Origin of the sequence: Hydrogenophaga sp. ZJX-1 (assembly GCF_048590325.1) — a bacterium.
Taxonomy (GTDB): Bacteria; Pseudomonadota; Gammaproteobacteria; order Burkholderiales; family Burkholderiaceae_C; genus Hydrogenophaga.
Genome location: NZ_JBMBRA010000002.1, coordinates 329,956 through 347,457, shown reverse-complemented (window position 1 = coordinate 347,457; position 17,502 = coordinate 329,956). Strand labels below are relative to the sequence as shown.

The 17,502-nt window shown below is 66.3% G+C and carries 12 protein-coding genes and 2 pseudogenes; 6 read left to right on the top strand and 8 right to left on the bottom strand.

The features are described 5' to 3' along the window. Positions 1 to 81: 81 nt before the first annotated feature. From ACN5W5_RS06365 to ACN5W5_RS06340, 6 genes and pseudogenes are all read right to left on the bottom strand, one after another. The gene (locus ACN5W5_RS06365) at positions 82 to 1,374 is read right to left on the bottom strand and encodes an FAD-dependent oxidoreductase (protein ID WP_420047712.1); all 1,293 of its coding nucleotides are present in this window, start codon (positions 1,372 to 1,374) and stop codon (positions 82 to 84) included. Positions 1,375 to 1,384: 10 nt separating this feature from the next. After that, entirely contained in the window at positions 1,385 to 1,708 is a 324-nt protein-coding gene (locus ACN5W5_RS06360; RefSeq protein WP_420047711.1) for a c-type cytochrome, read from the bottom strand. Positions 1,709 to 1,916: 208 nt separating this feature from the next. Next, positions 1,917 to 5,342, bottom strand: coding sequence for a PAS domain-containing protein (locus ACN5W5_RS06355; protein ID WP_420047710.1), 3,426 nt, complete (start codon positions 5,340 to 5,342; stop codon positions 1,917 to 1,919). 107 nt (positions 5,343 to 5,449) lie between these two features. Then, positions 5,450 to 8,743, bottom strand: coding sequence for a fused isobutyryl-CoA mutase/GTPase IcmF (gene icmF, locus ACN5W5_RS06350; protein WP_420047709.1), 3,294 nt, complete (start codon positions 8,741 to 8,743; stop codon positions 5,450 to 5,452). Between the two features lie 34 nt (positions 8,744 to 8,777). After that, complete coding sequence (locus ACN5W5_RS06345; protein ID WP_420048168.1) at positions 8,778 to 9,677, bottom strand: PPK2 family polyphosphate kinase; 900 nt, start codon at positions 9,675 to 9,677, stop codon at positions 8,778 to 8,780. Between the two features lie 168 nt (positions 9,678 to 9,845). Next, a pseudogene (locus ACN5W5_RS06340) lies at positions 9,846 to 10,078 on the bottom strand (TRAP transporter large permease subunit); the annotation flags it as partial. Positions 10,079 to 10,580: 502 nt separating this feature from the next. Here ACN5W5_RS06340 and ACN5W5_RS06335 point away from each other — a divergent pair. The 4 genes and pseudogenes from ACN5W5_RS06335 (at position 10,581) to cqsA (ending at position 13,413) form a co-directional block, all read left to right on the top strand. Beyond that, positions 10,581 to 10,826 (top strand): metal-sensitive transcriptional regulator, encoded by a 246-nt coding sequence (locus ACN5W5_RS06335; RefSeq protein ID WP_177137360.1) that lies wholly within the window; start codon positions 10,581 to 10,583, stop codon positions 10,824 to 10,826. Positions 10,827 to 10,859: 33 nt separating this feature from the next. Next, positions 10,860 to 11,360, top strand: a pseudogene (locus ACN5W5_RS06330) (MBL fold metallo-hydrolase); the annotation flags it as partial. Between the two features lie 219 nt (positions 11,361 to 11,579). Next, a complete protein-coding gene (locus tag ACN5W5_RS06325; protein ID WP_420048167.1) occupies positions 11,580 to 11,984 on the top strand; it encodes a rhodanese-like domain-containing protein in 405 nt (134 codons plus the stop codon). 181 nt (positions 11,985 to 12,165) lie between these two features. Next, positions 12,166 to 13,413, top strand: a complete 1,248-nt coding sequence (gene cqsA, locus ACN5W5_RS06320; protein WP_420047708.1) for an alpha-hydroxyketone-type quorum-sensing autoinducer synthase — start codon at positions 12,166 to 12,168, stop codon at positions 13,411 to 13,413. On the opposite strand, the gene ACN5W5_RS06315 is transcribed toward cqsA, so the two are convergent. Both ACN5W5_RS06315 and ACN5W5_RS06310 read right to left on the bottom strand, forming a co-directional pair. Then, the gene (locus ACN5W5_RS06315; RefSeq protein WP_420047707.1) at positions 13,401 to 14,387 is read right to left on the bottom strand and encodes a response regulator; all 987 of its coding nucleotides are present in this window, start codon (positions 14,385 to 14,387) and stop codon (positions 13,401 to 13,403) included. The genes cqsA and ACN5W5_RS06315 overlap by 13 nt on opposite strands. Positions 14,388 to 14,395: 8 nt before the next feature. Beyond that, positions 14,396 to 15,544, bottom strand: coding sequence for a sensor histidine kinase (locus ACN5W5_RS06310; protein WP_420047706.1), 1,149 nt, complete (start codon positions 15,542 to 15,544; stop codon positions 14,396 to 14,398). 270 nt (positions 15,545 to 15,814) lie between these two features. On the opposite strand from ACN5W5_RS06310, the gene ACN5W5_RS06305 reads away from it, so the two are divergent. Together ACN5W5_RS06305 and ACN5W5_RS06300 are read left to right on the top strand one after the other, a co-directional pair. After that, on the top strand, positions 15,815 to 16,486 hold the full coding sequence (locus tag ACN5W5_RS06305; protein ID WP_420047705.1) for a LuxR C-terminal-related transcriptional regulator: 672 nt from the start codon (positions 15,815 to 15,817) through the stop codon (positions 16,484 to 16,486). 89 nt (positions 16,487 to 16,575) lie between these two features. Then, positions 16,576 to 17,340 (top strand): type III pantothenate kinase, encoded by a 765-nt coding sequence (locus ACN5W5_RS06300; RefSeq protein ID WP_177137365.1) that lies wholly within the window; start codon positions 16,576 to 16,578, stop codon positions 17,338 to 17,340. The last annotated feature ends 162 nt before the right edge of the window (positions 17,341 to 17,502 follow it).

The window sequence follows — 17,502 nt, the reverse complement described above, 5'->3', positions numbered from 1 at the left end:
TTGTGCGGCAAGCGCCAAGGATGTGCACCCCGCGCCAGGGTGCGCCCCTGGGTCCTGTCACACACTGGCGCGCGCCGTGGGTCAGGCGAAGCTGTCGGCCATCAGGGCGTCGAACCACTCTTTCATTTCTTCGAAGTGCTCGCTGTCCCAGCCGACCGAGGCGGCCGACGAATCGGGTGCCGGCACCATGGTCCGGCTCACCGGGTCGTACTGGAACACCGCGGTGAGCCAGGATGCCTGAGTGGCGGTGATGGTGGAGTAGCAGGCGGAGTTGGTGACCGGCTGCGGGTCGGGCTGGCCGCCGCCGAAGATGCGCGCCAGCGCATCGGCGCAGACCTTGGCCTCCTGGTTGGCGATGTGGCCGGCCTTGGGCTGTGTGGTGGCGCTGGAGTCGCCGATCACGTGCACGCGGGGCGCCACCGTGCTGGCGTAGCTGAGCACGTCCACCGGTGCGAAGCGGTTGCTGGTGGCGGTGGCCAGGCCGGCGCGCCGCACGATGCCACTTGCGCGTTGTCGGCGGATCAGGTTGATCACGTCGCCGCGGATCTGGCCGATGCTGGTGTGCAGCGTCATCTGCGCCTGGTCGGCGAAGCTGATGGCCACGTTGGTGTGGTACTCGATGACCTGGCTGTGCAAGTCGAAGAAGGCGTTGGAGAAGTTGTCCTTTTGCGTCACGAAGTCGGGGTTGGCGTCGAGCACGACCAGGCGTGCGCCGGGCTTGTGGCGCTTCATCCAGTCGGCGATCGCGCAGGCCCGCTCGTAGGGGCCGGGCGGGCAGCGGTAGGGCGTGGGCGGGATGGTGAGCACCATGGTGCCGTTGGTCGGCATGGCCGCAAGCTGGCGCGCCAGGGTGGCGACTTGTGCGCCGCCCTGCCAGGCATGTGGCATGAGGTTCTGGTCGCTCAGGCCCGGCATGGCATCGAACTCGATGCCGGGGGCCAGCACGAGGCGGTCGGCGCTGAGGGTGCGGCCATCGGCGAGCCGCACGCTGGCGGCCACCGGGTCAACCTCGGTCACCGCCGATGCCACCACGCGCACGCCGTAGCGGTTTCGCAGGGCGTTGTAGTTGAAGCTCAGGCTGGCCATGTTGCGCGCGCCGGTGAGCAGTTCGCTGCTCAGGATGCAGGTGCGGTAGATGGCGTTGCGCTCGACCAGGGTCACGTCGATGGCATCGCCCCACATCCGGAGGTACTTGCACACGGTGGCGCCGGCCATGCCGCCGCCAACCACGATCACCCGGGCCTTGGGGCTGACGGGCGGGATGGCCAGCGGGTTGCCGCCGGCATCGGTGGCCTGGGCCTGGGCCCGCGCTGGCAGGGCCAGATGGCCCAGGCCGGCCGCGGCCAGGGCTTGCAATAGTTCGCGTCGGTTCATGGTCGGCTCCTCAGCGGCGTTGTTGGGAGAGCCACTGCGCCAGCGCGCGCATCTGGGCGTCGGTGTAACCCAGGGCGTGGCGCACCATGATGTCGCGGCCCCGTTCGCGGGCGCCCTCGGCGCGCATCTCGCGCAGTTCGCCGTAGATCTCGTCGGCGCTTTCACCGGCGAGCCGTTCGAACCCTGGCCCCCGGCCGTTGGTGCCGTGGCACTGAAAGCAGTTCGAGGCCAGCAGTCGGCCCGGCGGGCTGACGGCGGTTTGCGCCAGGGTGGGCAGGGGTGCGCTGAGTGTCAGCGCAAGCAGCAGGCCGTGAAGTCGAGGTTGTCGGGGCATGTCGGGCTTTCTTTGAGCGCAGACGGTGGGTCTGCTGGCTTCAGAAGATAGGTCAAAGGCCCTTTAATTGTTGTGGGTATCTGTAAGCAATTGCAGGTCGATACCCCCGGTGGTTCAAGCGACCACGCCATGCGCCGGGAGCGAAACCGGAACACGTATCCATGGGTAACCGTTACAGATGCGTTCAATACCCCCACGGGCACCGGCTTCAACCCTGCGGCAGTTCGAGGTGGAACGTGGTGCCCTGGCCCGGTGTGCTGTGGGCCCAGATGCGCCCGCCCATGCGTTCGACGGCCTTGTGGGCCATGGCCAGACCGATGCCTGTGCCCGGAATCTGGTCCTGCCGGTGCAGCCGCTGGAACATGCCGAAGACACGATCGTGGTGCTTCATGTCAAAGCCCATGCCGCGGTCGGTCACTTGCAGGTGGACGGCGCCATCCTGTTCATGGGCTTCGATGCGGATGGCCGGCGCCCTGTCAGCGGGCGTGAACTTCAGGGCGTTGTCCATCAGGTTGCGCAGGACCATGGCCAGCCCATTGGGATCGGCCAGCACTTGCAGGTGACCGGGCACCGCGACTTGCAGCTGGCCCCGGCGCTCGTTCAGATTGTCCTGGAAGGGCAGGACCACCTCTTGCACCAGCTTCGCCAGCACCACGGGTTCGACCTGTTCGGTCATCTGTTCCAGGCGGGCGTAGGCCAGCAGGTCGCTGATGAGCTGCGACATGTGCAGGGTGGCCCGCTGGATGCGCTGCAGGTACTCGCGGCCCTGGTCGTCGAGCTGGGTGCCGTGTTCTTCCAGCAGCAGGGTGCTGAAACCCTCGATGCCCCGCAGCGGGGTGCGCAGGTCGTGCGAGGCGGAGTAGGTGAAGGATTCGAGCTCGCGGTTGACCGCCTGCAGGCGCTTGACACTGGCCTCCAGCTGGCCGGTGCGCTCGGTCACTTTCTGCTCCAGTTGCCCGGTCAGCTCGCGTATCCGGGCCTCGGCGCCGGCACGAAGCTTGAGGTTGACCAGCATCTGCGCAAACAGTTTGAGCAGGGCGATTTCTTCGTCGTCGTAGCGGTGCTGGAGGCGCAGCGAATCCAGCCCCACATAGCCCAGGCAGGCATCCGGACCCATCAAGGGCAGGGTGATGAGGCTGCGGATGCCCTGGGCTTGCAGAACCACCTTCATGGCGCCCTCGGGCATGGCGTCGACGTCGGGCACGTAGACCACTTCGCCGCGCTGGTGCGTGGCCACCCAGTCCGGGTCCCCGTCCAGCGGCAGGTTCTGCAGGTGGGCTCGCCCGGACGCGATGCCTTCGGCACACCACTCGTGGGTGTTTGAACGGGTTCGGGCGGCCCAGTCGTAGTCGAACAGGTAGGCCCGGTCGGCCGAAACGAAGCGGCCCATGTCGCCCAGTGCCTCGTGGATGGCGGCGTCCATCTGCGGCACCGGCAGGTTGATGAACCGGCTGGCCAAACCGAACAACAGCACCACGAAATGGTTCAGGCGCTCGCGATCGTTTTCGAGCCGCTTCTGATCGGAGATGTCGCGCACGATCGCCATCAACTGTTCGCTGCCGGGCAGGCGCGCCAGCCGGGCCTCGAAGTGGTGCAGACCATCGGGCAGTGGCAGCGTGTATTCGTGGCGCACGAGCTGGCCCGACCGGGTCTCCATCGCCTTCTTCATGAACGGGGCCACGAACTCGGGCGGCATGACCTCGTGCACGCGCTTGCCGACGAACTGATCGGGTGGTGCGTAGAGCAGGCTTTCCGCGCTGGCCAGGTGCTCGATGATGGTGCCTTCGTCGTCCAGAAGGAAGAACAGGTCGGGCAACACATCGAAGATTTTTTCCAGCAGCTGCCGCTGGTGCAGGGCGGTTTGCTCGGCCACCTTGAGATCGGTCAGGTCCACGCAGCTGCCGATGTAGCCGAGGAAGTGGCCATCGGCGTCGTGCCGGGGAATGCCCTGGTCGAGCATCCAGCGGTAGCTGCCGTCGTGGCGGAGCAGGCGGAATTCGGTGGAAAAGGGTTGGCGCGATTCGAAGGCGCGGTCGTAGGTGTCCTGGCAACGCGCCTGGTCGTCGGGGTGCAGGCTGCCGGTCCAGTTGTCATCCAGTTCCTCTTCCAGGCGGTGACCCGTGAATTCCAGCCAGCGCTGGTTGACCCAGTCGCAACGCATGTTCTGGTCGCTGGTCCAGAAGAGCGCCGGTGATGCGTTGGCCACGGTGTCCAGACGGTGCAGGGTCTGGCGCTGGGCTTCCTCCAGCGAGCGGCGCTCGGTGACTTCGAACGCGGTGCCCGCCATGTAGGTGGCCTCGCCGCTTTCGTTCCAGGACGCCTGCCCCTGGGTTTCAAACCAGCGGTAGGCGCCGCTGGCATCGAGCAACCGGAAGGTTTCGGCAAAGGGCTGGTGCTCGCGCAGGTGCCGGATCAGCGCCTCGCGCATGGGGCCCTTGTCGTCCGGGTGCAGCCGGTCGGTGAAAACCTGCAGGGCACGATCCAGCGGCGGGGGCTTCAATCCCAGGCGATTCCAGATCGCGACCGGCACATCCAGCACCCGGGTCAGCGCGTTCCAGTCCCACACGTGGCCGGAAGCGGCCGCGAGCCGGAAGCGCTGCTCGCTGTCGGACAGGGCGCGCAGCGAACGGCTCAGCCGGGTGCTGCCATAGCCCATGGCCAGCGTCAGCAGCGCACAGGCGCCCAGCAGGTAGGGCAACTGGCCATACCAGCTGGCCAGCACGGTGGTGGTCGGGATGCCATAGACGATGACCAGCTGTTCGGCTCCGTTGTTCAGTTGCTGGAACGCGACCCGGCGTGCAACGCCATCGAGCTGCCCGACGGTGTCGAAAACGCCGTGTCTGTTGCTCGCGAGCAATTGCGCCAGGGCCGGGTCGACGGCTTGTCCCAGATGGTCTTCGACATACGGGGCGCGCGCCAGCACGGTGGCGCCGCTGTCAGACTCCAGGCGGAACAGGGCGACGCCGCCACCGTTGGGCGCGCGTTCGGTTTCCAGCCGGCTGAGCAGGGGGAGGAAGGCGATGTCGGCGCCGTAGGCGGTGATGCCGTGACCGTTGGGTGTCGCCTTCCAGATCAGCGGGATCACGCGGTTGATCGGGGGCCCCTGGGTGAGGCCCACGTGCCACCGGCCCGGGAGGAGCGACGTGACGTCGTGCTGTATCGGCGGCATGGCCCTGGGCGACGGGTCCGGGCCGAAGGCCACCAGGTCGTTGGCGTGACCGTCCCGGTCCAGCGCGTGCAGCTCAAACGGCAGCGGCAGGGTGGAGAGCAGGGCGGCGCGGTCGGCTGCCGCCTCGCCCAGCCAGGCGCCCGGGGGACCGTCCGGTGCATGCAACCGCAGCCGGGTTTCGGCCTGTTCGATGGCCTTGCGGGCCACGGCCAGGGACTGCTCGACATCTTTGACCAGCCGGGTGACCCGGCGGGCGGCCACCTCACCGGCTTCGTCCAGCGTGCGCTGGCGTTCCTTCCAGGCAAAGGCGATGGTGCCTACCAGCAGCAGAACGATGGTCGACGCGGTCAGCCAGTGCAGGAGCTGGCGCTCGGAGGCTGGCCCGGTTTCCGCCGGTGGAGCAGGTGTGCGCCCGGTAGGGGACGGCGGTGCAGAGGGCGGCTGGGAACCCGTGAAGGTTGGCATGTGGTGGGGTCGCGTGGCGCTGGATTCAGTCTAGCAGGACCGACCGCCACGCTGCCCCCCTTCACCGGGGCGCGCGCATCCCGGCCGCAGCCCTCAGACCCCGCGTTTCACATGTTGCGCCGGTACTGGCCACCCACCTCGAACAGGGCATGGGTGATCTGTCCCAGTGAGCACACACGCACCGCGTCCATCAGCACCTCGAAGACGTTGCGGTTCTCGATCACCGCCTGTTTCAGGCGTGCGAGTTGGGCCGGCGCTTCGGCCGCGTGGCGGTCGTGGAAGTCGAGCAGGCGCTGCAGCTGCGACTGCTTTTCCTCGTCGGTCGAACGCGCCAGCTCGATGCTCTCGGGCGTCTGGTCGCCCTGCGGGTTGCGGAAGGTGTTGACGCCGATGATGGGGTACTCGCCGGTGTGTTTGAGCATCTCGTAGTGCATGCTCTCTTCCTGGATCTTGCTGCGCTGGTAGCCGGTCTCCATCGCACCGAGCACGCCGCCGCGTTCGGCGATCTTCTCGAACTCGCTCAGCACGGCCTCCTCGACCAGCTCGGTCAGCTCTTCGATGATGAAGGCGCCCTGGTTGGGGTTCTCGTTCTTCGCCAGCCCCCACTCGCGGTTGATGATGAGCTGGATCGCCATCGCCCGGCGCACCGATTCTTCGGTGGGGGTGGTGATGGCCTCGTCGAAGGCGTTGGTGTGCAGCGAGTTGCAGTTGTCGTAGATCGCGATCAGCGCCTGCAGCGTGGTGCGGATGTCGTTGAACTGGATTTCCTGCGCGTGCAGGCTGCGCCCGCTGGTCTGCACGTGGTACTTCAGTTTCTGGCTGCGCTCGTTGGCGCCGTAGCGCTCTTTCATCGCCACCGCCCAGATGCGGCGCGCGACACGGCCCAGCACCGTGTACTCCGGGTCCATGCCGTTGCTGAAGAAGAAGCTCAGGTTGGGCGCGAAGTCGTCGATGTGCATGCCACGCGCCAGGTAGGCTTCGACGAAGGTGAAGCCGTTCGAGAGCGTGAACGCCAGCTGGCTGAGCGGGTTGGCGCCGGCTTCGGCGATGTGGTAACCCGAGATCGACACCGAGTAGAAGTTGCGCACGTCGTGGTGCACGAAGTACTCGGCGATGTCGCCCATCACCTTCAGGCTGAACTCGGTGCTGAAGATGCAGGTGTTCTGGCCCTGGTCTTCCTTCAGGATGTCGGCCTGCACCGTGCCGCGCACGTTGGCCAGCGTCCAGGCGCGGATCTTCTGGGTTTCGTCGTCGGTGGGTTCGCGGCCGTTGTCGGTGCGGAACTTGTGCAGGCTCTGGTCGATGGCGGTGTTCATGAACATCGCCAGGATGCTGGGCGCCGGGCCGTTGATGGTCATGGAGACCGAGGTGGCCGGGTGACACAGGTCGAAGCCGCCATAGAGCACCTTCATGTCGTCCAGCGTGGCGATGCTCACGCCCGAGTTGCCGACCTTGCCGTAGATGTCGGGCCGCGGATCGGGGTCGTTGCCATAGAGCGTGACCGAGTCGAAGGCCGTGGACAGGCGCTTGGCCGGCATCCCTTCGGACAGCAGCTTGAAGCGGCGGTTGGTGCGGAAGGCATCGCCCTCGCCGGCGAACATGCGCGTCGGGTCTTCACCTTCGCGCTTGAAGGCGAAGGTGCCGGCGGTGAAGGGGAAGCTGCCCGGCACGTTGTCGAGCATCAGCCACTTGAGGATCTCGCCATGGTCTTCGTACTGCGGCAGGGCCACCTTGCGGATGGTGGTGCCCGAGAGGCTCTTGGTGGTGAGCGCGGTGCGGATTTCCTTGTCGCGGATCTTCACCACGTATTCGTCACCGGCGTAGGCCTTCTGCATGTCGGGCCACTGGGTGAGCAGCTTGCGTGCGGCCGGTTCCTGCTGCAGCTCGCGCGCCTGGGCGAGGTCGATGGCGGCTTCGGCGGCCTTGGGACGGTCGGGCTTGTCCACCGTCAGCATGGTCGCTGCGGCCCGCAGTTGCTGGATCTCGCGGGCGATCCGGGCCTGCTCGCGGGCCTTCTTTTTGTAGCCGCGCACCGTGTCGCTGATCTCGGCCAGGTAGCGCGTGCGCGCGGGCGGCACGATGGGTGTCTGGTTGGTGCTGTGGCGCACGTGGACCCGGGGCAGGATGCCTTCCGTCATCGGCAGGCCGAGCTCGGCCAGGCGTACCTTGAGCGCCTGGTAGAGCGCAGTCACGCCGTCGTCGTTGAAGCGCGCGGCCATGGTGCCGAACACCGGCATCTGGTCGGGCATGACGGTGAAGGCCTCGCGGTTGCGTTGCACCTGCTTGGCGACGTCGCGCAGCGCGTCGGCCGCGCCCTTGCGGTCGAACTTGTTGATCGCCACGAACTCGGCGAAGTCCAGCATGTCGATCTTCTCCAGCTGGCTGGCGGCGCCGAACTCGGGCGTCATCACGTACATGGGCACGTCCACGTGCGGCACGATGGCTGCATCGCCCTGGCCGATGCCCGAGGTCTCGACCACGATGAGGTCGAAGCCCGCCACCTTGCAGGCCGCCACCACGTCGGGCAGGGCGGCGCTGATCTCGCTGCTGGTGTCGCGCGTGGCCAGGCTGCGCATGTAGACGCGCTGGCCTTTCTGCCACGGGCCGATGGCGTTCATGCGGATGCGGTCGCCCAGCAGCGCGCCGCCGCTCTTGCGGCGCGAGGGGTCGATGCTGATCACGGCGATGCGCAGCGCGTCGTCCTGGTCGAGCCGGAAGCGGCGGATGAGTTCGTCGGTCAGGCTGGACTTGCCCGCGCCGCCGGTGCCGGTGATGCCGAGCACGGGCACGTGACGGCCTGCCGCGTCCTTGCGCACGGCCTCGACCAGGGTCGCGTCGGCCTTGTCGTTCTCCAGCGCCGTGATCAGCTGCGCCAGCGCGCGCCAGTTCAATTCGTGGTGGCCCTGGATGGCTTCGAGGGCCTTGGGTGCGTAGCCACTGATGTCCTGGTCGCAGCGCATGACCATCTCGCCGATCATGCCCTGCAGGCCCATGCGCTGACCGTCTTCGGGACTGTAGATGCGGCCCACGCCGTAGCTGTGCAGCTCGCGGATTTCGGCCGGCACGATCACGCCTCCACCGCCACCGAACACCTGGATGTGCTCACCGCCGCGTTGCTTGAGCAGGTCCACCATGTACTTGAAGTACTCGACGTGGCCGCCCTGGTAGGAACTGATGGCGATGCCCTGTGCGTCTTCCTGCAGCGCGGCCGTGACCACCTCGTCGACCGAGCGGTTGTGCCCGAGGTGGATCACCTCGGTGCCCATGCCCTGCAGGATGCGGCGCATGATGTTGATGGCGGCGTCGTGGCCGTCAAACAGGCTGGCGGCGGTGACGAAGCGCACCTTGTTGGTGGGGCGGTAGCTGGCCAGGGCCTTGAAGTCGGCGGAAAGGTCGGTCATGGTCTTGTCTCTCTCGGGCGGGTCTTGTGGGTCGTTATTCGATGCGCAGGCCCTTGAGGGCCGTGTCTTCGGGCGGAAAGCGCAGGCTCAGCGCCTTGAGCGTGTCGCGCACCAGGGTGGCGATCATCAGGTTGCGGTGGGTCTTGGAGTTGGCGGGCACCACGGTCCAGGGCGCCCAGGGCGTGCTGGTGGCACCGAGCAGGTCTTCGTAGGCGCGCTGGTAGTCGGGCCATTGCTTGCGCACATCCAGATCACCGAGGCTGAATTTCCAGTGTTTGTCCGGGTCGTCGACGCGCTCCTGCAGGCGCTCGCGCTGCTCGTCGAACCCGATGTGCAGCATGAACTTGAGGATCACCGTGCCGGTCTCGGCCAGCAGGCGTTCGAAGTCGTTGATGTGGGCGTAGCGCTGGCGCGTCTGCTCGGGCGTGATCCACTGGTTGACCACCGGCACGAGCACGTCTTCGTAGTGGCTGCGGTTGAAGACCGTGATGTGCCCGGCGGCGGGCACCTGCTGGTGGATGCGCCAGAGATAGTCGTGCGCGCGCTCGGGCTCGGTGGGGGCTTTCCAGCCCACGGTATGCACGCCCAGCGGGCTGGTCTGGCTGAACACGCCGCGCACGGTGCCGTCTTTGCCCGAGGTGTCCGTGCCCTGCAGGACCACCAGCAGCTTGTGGCGGCCGTCGGCGTAAAAGAGGTTCTGCAGCCGGTCGATTTCCTGGGCCAGGGACAGCAGCACGGCCTGATCGGCGTTTTTGTTGCCGACGGAAAAGGGTTTGGCGCCCGGGTTGAACGAGGCCAGCGAGGGTCCTTGGCCGTTCTTCCCGTTTTTGCCACTGCCCGCCGGCTCGATCTGCCAGGCTTGCCAGGGACTGCCCTTGGCGGCTCGGACCGCTGCGGCCGGGAAGGGCAGTGAAACGTCGCTCGGGCTGGGCATGGTGTCTCCGGGAGTTGGGCAGGCAGGGTGCATCAGTGGCGACCCGGCGTCAACCCGTTTGAGTTGACGTTTACGTAAACGTAATGTTAACCCGGTTTGCCCGGAAACGGAGCGCCTGGTGCCCAGCCTGTCGAGGCCATGCACCAGGGCGCGCAGAAGGTGGCCTTGTTTGGAGAACGTCTCGGGCAGCCACATGCGATGGCCGGGAACAGGTAGAGCAGCACGATCGCCAGCATCTGGATGCCCTTGAAGGGCCGCATGCCGGCAAAGATCTGGTTCGGCGTCACGTGCTTCGGGGCCACGCCCTTCAGGTAGAGCGCGCTCATGGCCACCGGTGGGCTGAGAAACGCGGTCTCCAGGTTCAGCGCCACCAGCAGGCCGGAGAACAGCGGGTCGACGCCCAGGTCGATCCAGTAGCCTGGCGAGGCGGATTGGGTGGGGGGCCGCCGGCTCGGTGCCCGAAGGCAGGGCCGGGTTGTGGACCGGTGGTTCGGCCAGGCCACCCGCATCGTTGCCCGATGCTTCTGGTGCTGCGCCTGCGCCCATGGGCTGCAGTTCTTCGCAGGTCTCCACCGCCACCACCCGCGTGGCGCTCTGGTCGCTGAGCACGGTACCCGGGCAGCCGCCGGCGGTGATAGCGCAGGCTGGGTCGTTTGTGCCGTGCGCCCGCGACGTGCTGCAGCGTTTCCACCAGCGGCTGCCGTGTGGGTGACGCAACGGGCCTGATTTCACAGGATTTCCTGGGTCTGGAGCAGGTCGGTCCTGAGGAGGTGGGTCGCACCAGAATGTCCCTCTTGACGAGGGGTGTGGTGGTGCTCACTACAATACTTGTTGGGGTATGTGCAGGGCCATGCGGTGATGCGGCCCCGGGGGGTGAAGACCCCGTTTTTCACAGGAACCGACATGACAACCGTCCACGATCCCGAACGCAAACGCGCCCTGGTGCTCCGACTCAAGCGCGTCGAGGGCCAGCTGCGCGGGATCCAGAAGCTGCTTGAAACCGACGCCGACTGCGAGAAAGTGGCCCAGCAGCTGGCGGCGGCGCGCAAGGCGCTGGACAAGACCTTTTTCACCATGGTCGGCTGTGTCATTGCCCAGGGTGACCTGCCGGCGGACGACGTGGCCGACATGCTGGCGCGCTTTTCCTGACCCCACTGTGGTTCAGAACCCCAGGAGATTTCCATGAAACCGATCCAGCTGTTCGACCCCGCTTCCAGCACCTACACCTATGTGCTGTTTGACCAGGTGACGCGCGACGCGCTCATCATCGACCCGGTGGACGAGCAGATCGAGCGCGACCTGGCCGTCTTGCGCGAATACGGCCTGAAGCTGGTGTGGACGGTGGAGACCCATGCCCACGCCGACCACATCACCAGCGCCGGCCAACTGGCCGAACTGGCCGGTGCCCGCACGGCCGCACCGAAGGGCTGCGGCATCGGCACCGCGGGCATGCAGCTGCAACACGGTGACACGCTGCCGTTTGGCGGGGAAAGTCTGCAGGCCCTGCACACCCCGGGTCACACCGCCGGCAGCATGAGCTACGTGTGGCACGACCACGTCTTCACCGGTGACACCCTGCTCATCAATGGTTGCGGCCGCACCGACTTCCAGTCCGGCAGCGCGAGCGACCTGTACCGCAGCCTGACCGAGGTGCTGTTTGCCTTGCCCGATGCCACCACCGTCTGGCCCGGTCACGACTACCATGGCCGCACGCATTCCACGATCGGTCAGGAAAAGAAAGGCAACGCCCGCGTGGCAGGCAAGAGCGAGGCGGAGTTCGTCGCGATCATGGAGGCTTTGCAGCTGCCCAAGCCGCGGCGCATCGACGAGGCAGTGCCAGCCAACCTCAGTTCGGGCCTGCGCCACGATGTCGATGGCGCGTTGCTGCTGCAGCCCCGTCCGGTGGCGGCGGCGCACCAGGGCAGCTACGCGGGCGATGTCTCGCCGCAGCTGGCGTGGCAGTGGGTGCAGGCCGGCGAGGCGGTGCTGGTGGATGTGCGCAGCGACGCCGAGCGCGAATGGGTCGGGTTCGTGCCGGGCGCGGTGCCGGTGGCCTGGAAACAGTGGCCGGGCATGACCATGAACCCGACATTTGACCAGCAGCTGGGCAGTGTTGGCCAGGACAAAAAGCTGGTGTTGCTGTGCCGCAGTGGCGTGCGGTCCATCGCCGCGGCCAAGCGCGCGACCGAGCTGGGCTTCGAGGCCTACAACATCCTGGAGGGCTTCGAGGGTGACCCGGATGCCCACGCCCACCGGGGGCTCAAGGGTGGCTGGCGTCACCACGGCCTGCCCTGGCGGCAGAACTGAACCCGTCCGTTGCTCGGCACCTGCCCGGGGGCAGCGGAGGAGGGGATTCGCCGCTTGTCGGCAGATCACCATCAAACTTGAGAAAAAAGCGTAACAAGACCTGTCAAACCTGACAGGTGTCGTGCGGTTCGTCACGCATTTCTTTTTTCAATGGGATTTTCTTTCTCAAAAGGATATCTCCATGGAAACGCTTGAACTCACCCGCACCCCAACGGCCATCAACCCGGCTTTCTCGGCCCGCCTTTGTGATCGCATCGAACGCGACTTCATTCAGCGCTGGAACCAGCAATGGGGCGGTCGATCACTGGTCCATGGACGCGACCCCGGATCGAACGCGGTTCGCCTGAACGGCAACGACTACCTGAGCGTGACGGGACACCCGGCCATCGTCAGCGCGCAAATGGCCGCGATCCGGCAGGATGGGGAGTTCGTCATCCAATCCGGGTCGTTCCTGCTGGAGAGCCACCCCGTGCGCGCGTTCGAGAAGAAGATGGCCGCGTGGATCGGCAAGGACGACGGCGTGCTGTGCCAATCGGGTTATGCGGCCAACGTGGGCCTGCTCCAGTGCATCGCGGACGAGCAGACCCCGGTCTACATCGACATGCTGGCCCACACCTCGCTCTGGGAAGGCGCGCGCCGGGCGAATGCGCCGACCTATCCGTTCCGGCACAACGACGTGGAGCACCTGCGCCGCCTGATCGGCAAACATGGTGGTGGGCTCGTGGTGGTGGACTCGGTCTACAGCACCACCGGGTCCGTGGCTCCCTTGACGGACCTGGTGGACCTGGCCGAATCGGGTGGCTGCATGATCCTGGTGGACGAGTCTCACTCGCTCGGCACGCACGGGCCTGGCGGGGCCGGTCTGTGTGTCGAACTGGGGCTCTCCAGCCGGGTGCACTTCATCACGGCCAGCCTGGCCAAGGCGTTTGCCGGGCGCGCGGGTTACTTCAACATACCGACCGGCCTGCGCAACTACATCCTGAGCACCAGCCACCACAACATCTTCAGTTCGTGCCTGTTGCCGCACGAGGTGGCCGCGCTCAATGCCACCCTGGATGTGATCAAGGGCTGCGATGCCGAGCGTGAGCGTCTGCACCGCCACTCGCTCAGGATGCGCCAGGACTTCATCGACCAGGGGTTTCCGGTGCACCAGGGCACCGAGCAGATCATCGCTCTGGAGGCGGGGCCCGAGCCGGACACGCTGGTTCTGCGTGATCTGCTGGAAGAGCGGGGCATCTTTGGTGCGGTCTTCTGCGCCCCCGCCACGGCGCGCAACCGTTCCATCGTGCGACTGACCTTGAGCGCCGCGCTGACCGACGCCGAACTGGACCACGTTGCCGAGGCGGCGCGCGAGATCGCGCCGCTGGTCAAGCCCTGGGACTGGCCGGTCGCCCGGCGAGCCCGGGGCGCGGCCACTCAGGCGTCCTGAATCTTGCGCGCTCCCTGGACATCCAGGAAGTTGTGGTACGGGTAGATGGACTGGGGCAGGTCGGCTTCTGCCAGCTTGAAGCTCGCCGCCTTGAGCAGTCCATCGTCGCCCACATCGAAGGAGAGCGCGGTGCGGATGGCGCCGTGCAGACCCAGCTGCTGGTGCAGCTCCACCGCAGGCAGCAGCCGCCCCTCGCCGACGGCGCGCGCCACGTCAAAACCGAGACCCGCGGAGGTGGCCAGTTCCGCCAGATCGGGCAGTCCGTTGGTCGGTTCCAGTTGCAGCCATTCGCAGTGGCCGGACACATTCAGGCCGAGCAGGCCGAACGGCTCGCCCAGGGCCACGTACTCGATCCAGTTCTTCACGGCGTAGGCCTTGAGCGCTGTGGCGATCGACGGAACCTGCAGCAGCGATTGTTGTGAGGGATTGAGGACGGCGCGCCAGAGCGTGTTGAGCCGGGGGTGCGGGGCGTGGATCAGTTTCGCCAGGGCCGTCAGCAGTCGACCGGTGATGTCGGCGGTCTGTTTGGGGATGAACTGGTCGATGAGGCCGCTGTTGAACGCCTGAATGGCAACCTGTTCGTCGGCCTGCCCGGTGAGCAGCACGCGTGCGCCGGGCCAGTCCAGCAGCGTGGTGAGCACTTTCAGGCCATCGGTGCCGGGCATGGCGTAGTCCACCACGCAGACCTGGGCGAGCTGGTAGCGGGCGGTGCTGGCGGCCCAGTAGCGCAGCACCTGAGGAATGAGGGCCTGTCCGCGTCGCCAGCGTTCGATCATCTGCAGGTGCACGCCGGCGTCGGCCTCCCAGCGGGCGGGCTCGTCGCGCATGCGCTCGCCAAAACCCGAAGGGCGGCAGTAGAGCTCGACCTGCAGGTGACTGGGCAGCACCATGCCGAGCATCTCCAGGTAGTCGAGGTCGTCGTCCAGGAACAGCAGGCTGCCCGAACGGTGGTAGAGGGGAAGCTTGAGGGCCATGGTGTTTGTCAGGAAGGTGGGGCGCGCTCAGGCGCCGTGGCGGTGTGCAGGGGCAGGTCGATCACGAAGACCGCGCCCTCGCCGGGCTCGGAAAATACGCCGATGTGTCCCTTGACGGTCTCCACCACGTTCTTGCAGAAGGTCAGGCCCAGGCCACTGCCCACGCCCGTCTGGGTGGAGAAAAAAGGTTCGAAGATGCGCTGCTGGTGTTCATGGGGAATGCCCAGGCCTTTGTCGGCCACCGCCAGCCGGCCCTTGCCGTGGTACACGCCCACCGTGATGCGCAGGTCACCGGGATGTGACGCGTGGCTGGACGCTGCCAGCGAATACAGGGCGTTCTTGATCAGGTTGCTCAGCAGCTGTGAAAACAGGGCCCGCGAGCCCATGAAGCAGAAGTCCTGCTGAACAAACACCTCCACACAATTCCGTTCATGCGAGGAACGGTAGGGGTAGTTGGCCACCACATCCCGCACCAGTTCCGCCGCATGGACGGGGGACTTTTCGTTGGGCAGGCGCAGCAACTGGGCGTTGGAGATCTGGGTGTCGATCTGCCGGTTCATGCTGCGCACCAGGTTTTGCAGCCGGGTCGCGAGGTCTTCGATCTTCCTTTGCTTGTGTTCGGGCATCTCGTGCTGGGCCTGGTTGCGCAGCACGTCGCCCAGCAGGTCCACCGTGGCCAGGGGTGTGCGCAGCTCGTGCGCCATCACGGCCATGGTGCTCAGGGTGTTGATCAGGCGGGTGCGTCGCAGGTTGGCACTCGAGAATCCCAGCACAAAAGCGGTGCCCCAGGCAAAGCCGATCACCACCAGGTTCTCAATGGAGAAACTGGCTGATGCTTCGACGGGTGCGCGCAGTGCATTGAAGACCAGCCAGCTGAGCAGGGCGCCTGTCGTGCTGCCCACCGTGGCCAGCCGCCAATCGGTCATGTGGTAGTAGATGAGGAACATGGCGCTGATGCTGGCGAGCCAGACCGCATTGCCGCCGTTCATCCAGTACATCCAGAAGAAGAAAACGGGCATGACCAGCCAGCAGACGGTGGAATACAGCCAGGCGCCCCGGTAAGAGCTGCTGTCTCGCGAGATGATGGGCAGGAACAGCAGGGCCCCCGAACAGGCGGCAACGATCCTCAGGAACAGGCTCTCATAGGGTTGTCGCACGACAACCGTCCAGATCGCGTAAAAAAGCAGATTGCCAAAAAATACCGAGAAACCAGCCCACCGAAGCCGGGTGGCCGATGGGTGCAAAATAGGCTCGATAGGGGCATGGACGAACTCGCCCAACAGCCAGCGCCAAAGCCGGGCTTTGGCACTGTGAACCCACAAACGATCCAACGACAACATGTTCTCCTTGCAGCATCCGCATTCACTCCCTCGCAGAGGGCAGGCGCGGTGTGGCCCGATTGTCCATGCTGGGAAGGGCTTTCAATCATGACCCTGCCTGTCAACTTTGACAGTGTGAGTGTGGATGCGATCCTGGCGGACTGGATCTGCGCGCTGGTTGACCAGGGTGTGGACGCGGTGGTGGTGCTCGGTCCCAATCCCTTGGGCGGGCGGGAAGACCGCCAGGTGCTGGCGGTGCATCCGCCCCGCTTGCTGGGGGCTGCGCAGGCGCTGGCGGAGAGCAGCGATTTTGGTGCCGGCTGGCGCGACAGCGATGCTCCCCTGGTGGCCTGGCAGGACATCTCCAAATCGGCTTACGCCGAGCAGGCCGGCCGCTGGCGCCGTCTGTGGCTGGCCCACGGCCACCGCACGCTGGTGCGTGTGGCGTTCAGCCTGCCTGCAGGGCGAACGTTCGAATGTTTCATGTTCAGCCCGCGGGCCTTTGCCGGACGGTCCGAGGCCGCCGAACTGGCGTGGTCGGCCTTCAACATCTGGCCCATGCTCCGGCGTGCCATCGCCGAACAGCGGCTCTGCCTGAGCCCGCGCGAGCAGGAAAGCCTGAACCTGGCCTTCGAGGGCCTGACCGCGCGCGAAACCGCGTTGCGCATGGACTGTTCCGAGCGCACGGTGAATTACCACCTGGCCAATGCCATGGCCAAACTGCAGACCGACAACAAGCTCGCCGCCGTGCAGCGGGCCTGCTGGATCGGCCTGATCTGAACGGCCGGGCGGAGCGTCTTTCGTGGCCGGACCTTGCTTCATGGTGCGATGCCGCATGAGCGGTGTTCGCGCTTGGTCATAATGCGCCCATGACTTTTCTGGCCCTGGATGTTGGGAACACCCGTCTGAAATGGGCGCTGTACGACGCCCCTCGCGTGGGCGCCCGTTTACTGGCGCATGGCGCCCAGTTCCTGGAGAACATTGAAAAACTGGCCGATGGCGACTGGAGCGATCTGCCGGCGCCCAGCTGGGTGGTCGGCTGCATCGTGGCCGGTGACGCGGTCAAGCAGCGCGTGCAGGAACAGCTGGAACTGTGGGATGTGAGTCCGCAGTGGGTGATTTCCAGCAGCGAGGAGGCGGGCCTGGTCAATGGCTACGACCACCCGGCGCGGCTCGGCTCCGACCGCTGGGTCGCCATGATCGGCGCGCGTCAGCGTCTGCTCTCGCAAGGACCTGCTCGGCCGTGTGTGGTGGTGATGGTGGGCACAGCCGTGACCGTGGAGGCCATCGACACCGAGGGCCGGTTTCTCGGCGGCATCATCCTGCCGGGCCACGGCATCATGCTGCGTGCGCTGGAGTCCGGTACGGCCGGCCTGCACGTGCCCACCGGCGAAGTGCGTGACTTTCCCACCAACACCAGCGACGCGCTCACCAGCGGCGGCACGTTTGCCATCGCGGGCGCGGTGCAACGCATGGTGGAGAACCTGCAGCGCCACTGCGGCGAACCGCCCGTGGCCTACATGACCGGTGGCGCGGGCTGGAAGATGGCGCCCAGCATGTCCATCCCCTTCGAACTGGTCGACAGCCTGATCTTTGACGGCTTGCTGGAAGTGGCCGACAGGCGTTTAACGTAACCCCCCTCGCCGCCTTCGGCGTCACCCCCCAGGGGGCAATGCGAGTGGCCCGGCGAAGCCGGTTCCACCGCATTCTGGGTTGAACATCCCCTCTGGCGTGAAATGCCTTTACTCAGGGCACCGCGGAACCGGCTTCGCCGGGCCGCCAGTGCCGCCCCCTGG

Coding starts and splice junctions, on each gene's coding strand:
- ACN5W5_RS06365 (WP_420047712.1), bottom strand. CDS start 1,374: ATGAACCGACGCGAACTATTGCAAGCCCTGGCCGCGGCCGGCCTGGGC.
- ACN5W5_RS06360 (WP_420047711.1), bottom strand. CDS start 1,708: ATGCCCCGACAACCTCGACTTCACGGCCTGCTGCTTGCGCTGACACTC.
- ACN5W5_RS06355 (WP_420047710.1), bottom strand. CDS start 5,342: ATGCCAACCTTCACGGGTTCCCAGCCGCCCTCTGCACCGCCGTCCCCT.
- icmF (WP_420047709.1), bottom strand. CDS start 8,743: ATGACCGACCTTTCCGCCGACTTCAAGGCCCTGGCCAGCTACCGCCCC.
- ACN5W5_RS06345 (WP_420048168.1), bottom strand. CDS start 9,677: ATGCCCAGCCCGAGCGACGTTTCACTGCCCTTCCCGGCCGCAGCGGTC.
- ACN5W5_RS06335 (WP_177137360.1), top strand. CDS start 10,581: ATGACAACCGTCCACGATCCCGAACGCAAACGCGCCCTGGTGCTCCGA.
- cqsA (WP_420047708.1), top strand. CDS start 12,166: ATGGAAACGCTTGAACTCACCCGCACCCCAACGGCCATCAACCCGGCT.
- ACN5W5_RS06315 (WP_420047707.1), bottom strand. CDS start 14,387: ATGGCCCTCAAGCTTCCCCTCTACCACCGTTCGGGCAGCCTGCTGTTC.
- ACN5W5_RS06305 (WP_420047705.1), top strand. CDS start 15,815: ATGACCCTGCCTGTCAACTTTGACAGTGTGAGTGTGGATGCGATCCTG.
- ACN5W5_RS06300 (WP_177137365.1), top strand. CDS start 16,576: ATGACTTTTCTGGCCCTGGATGTTGGGAACACCCGTCTGAAATGGGCG.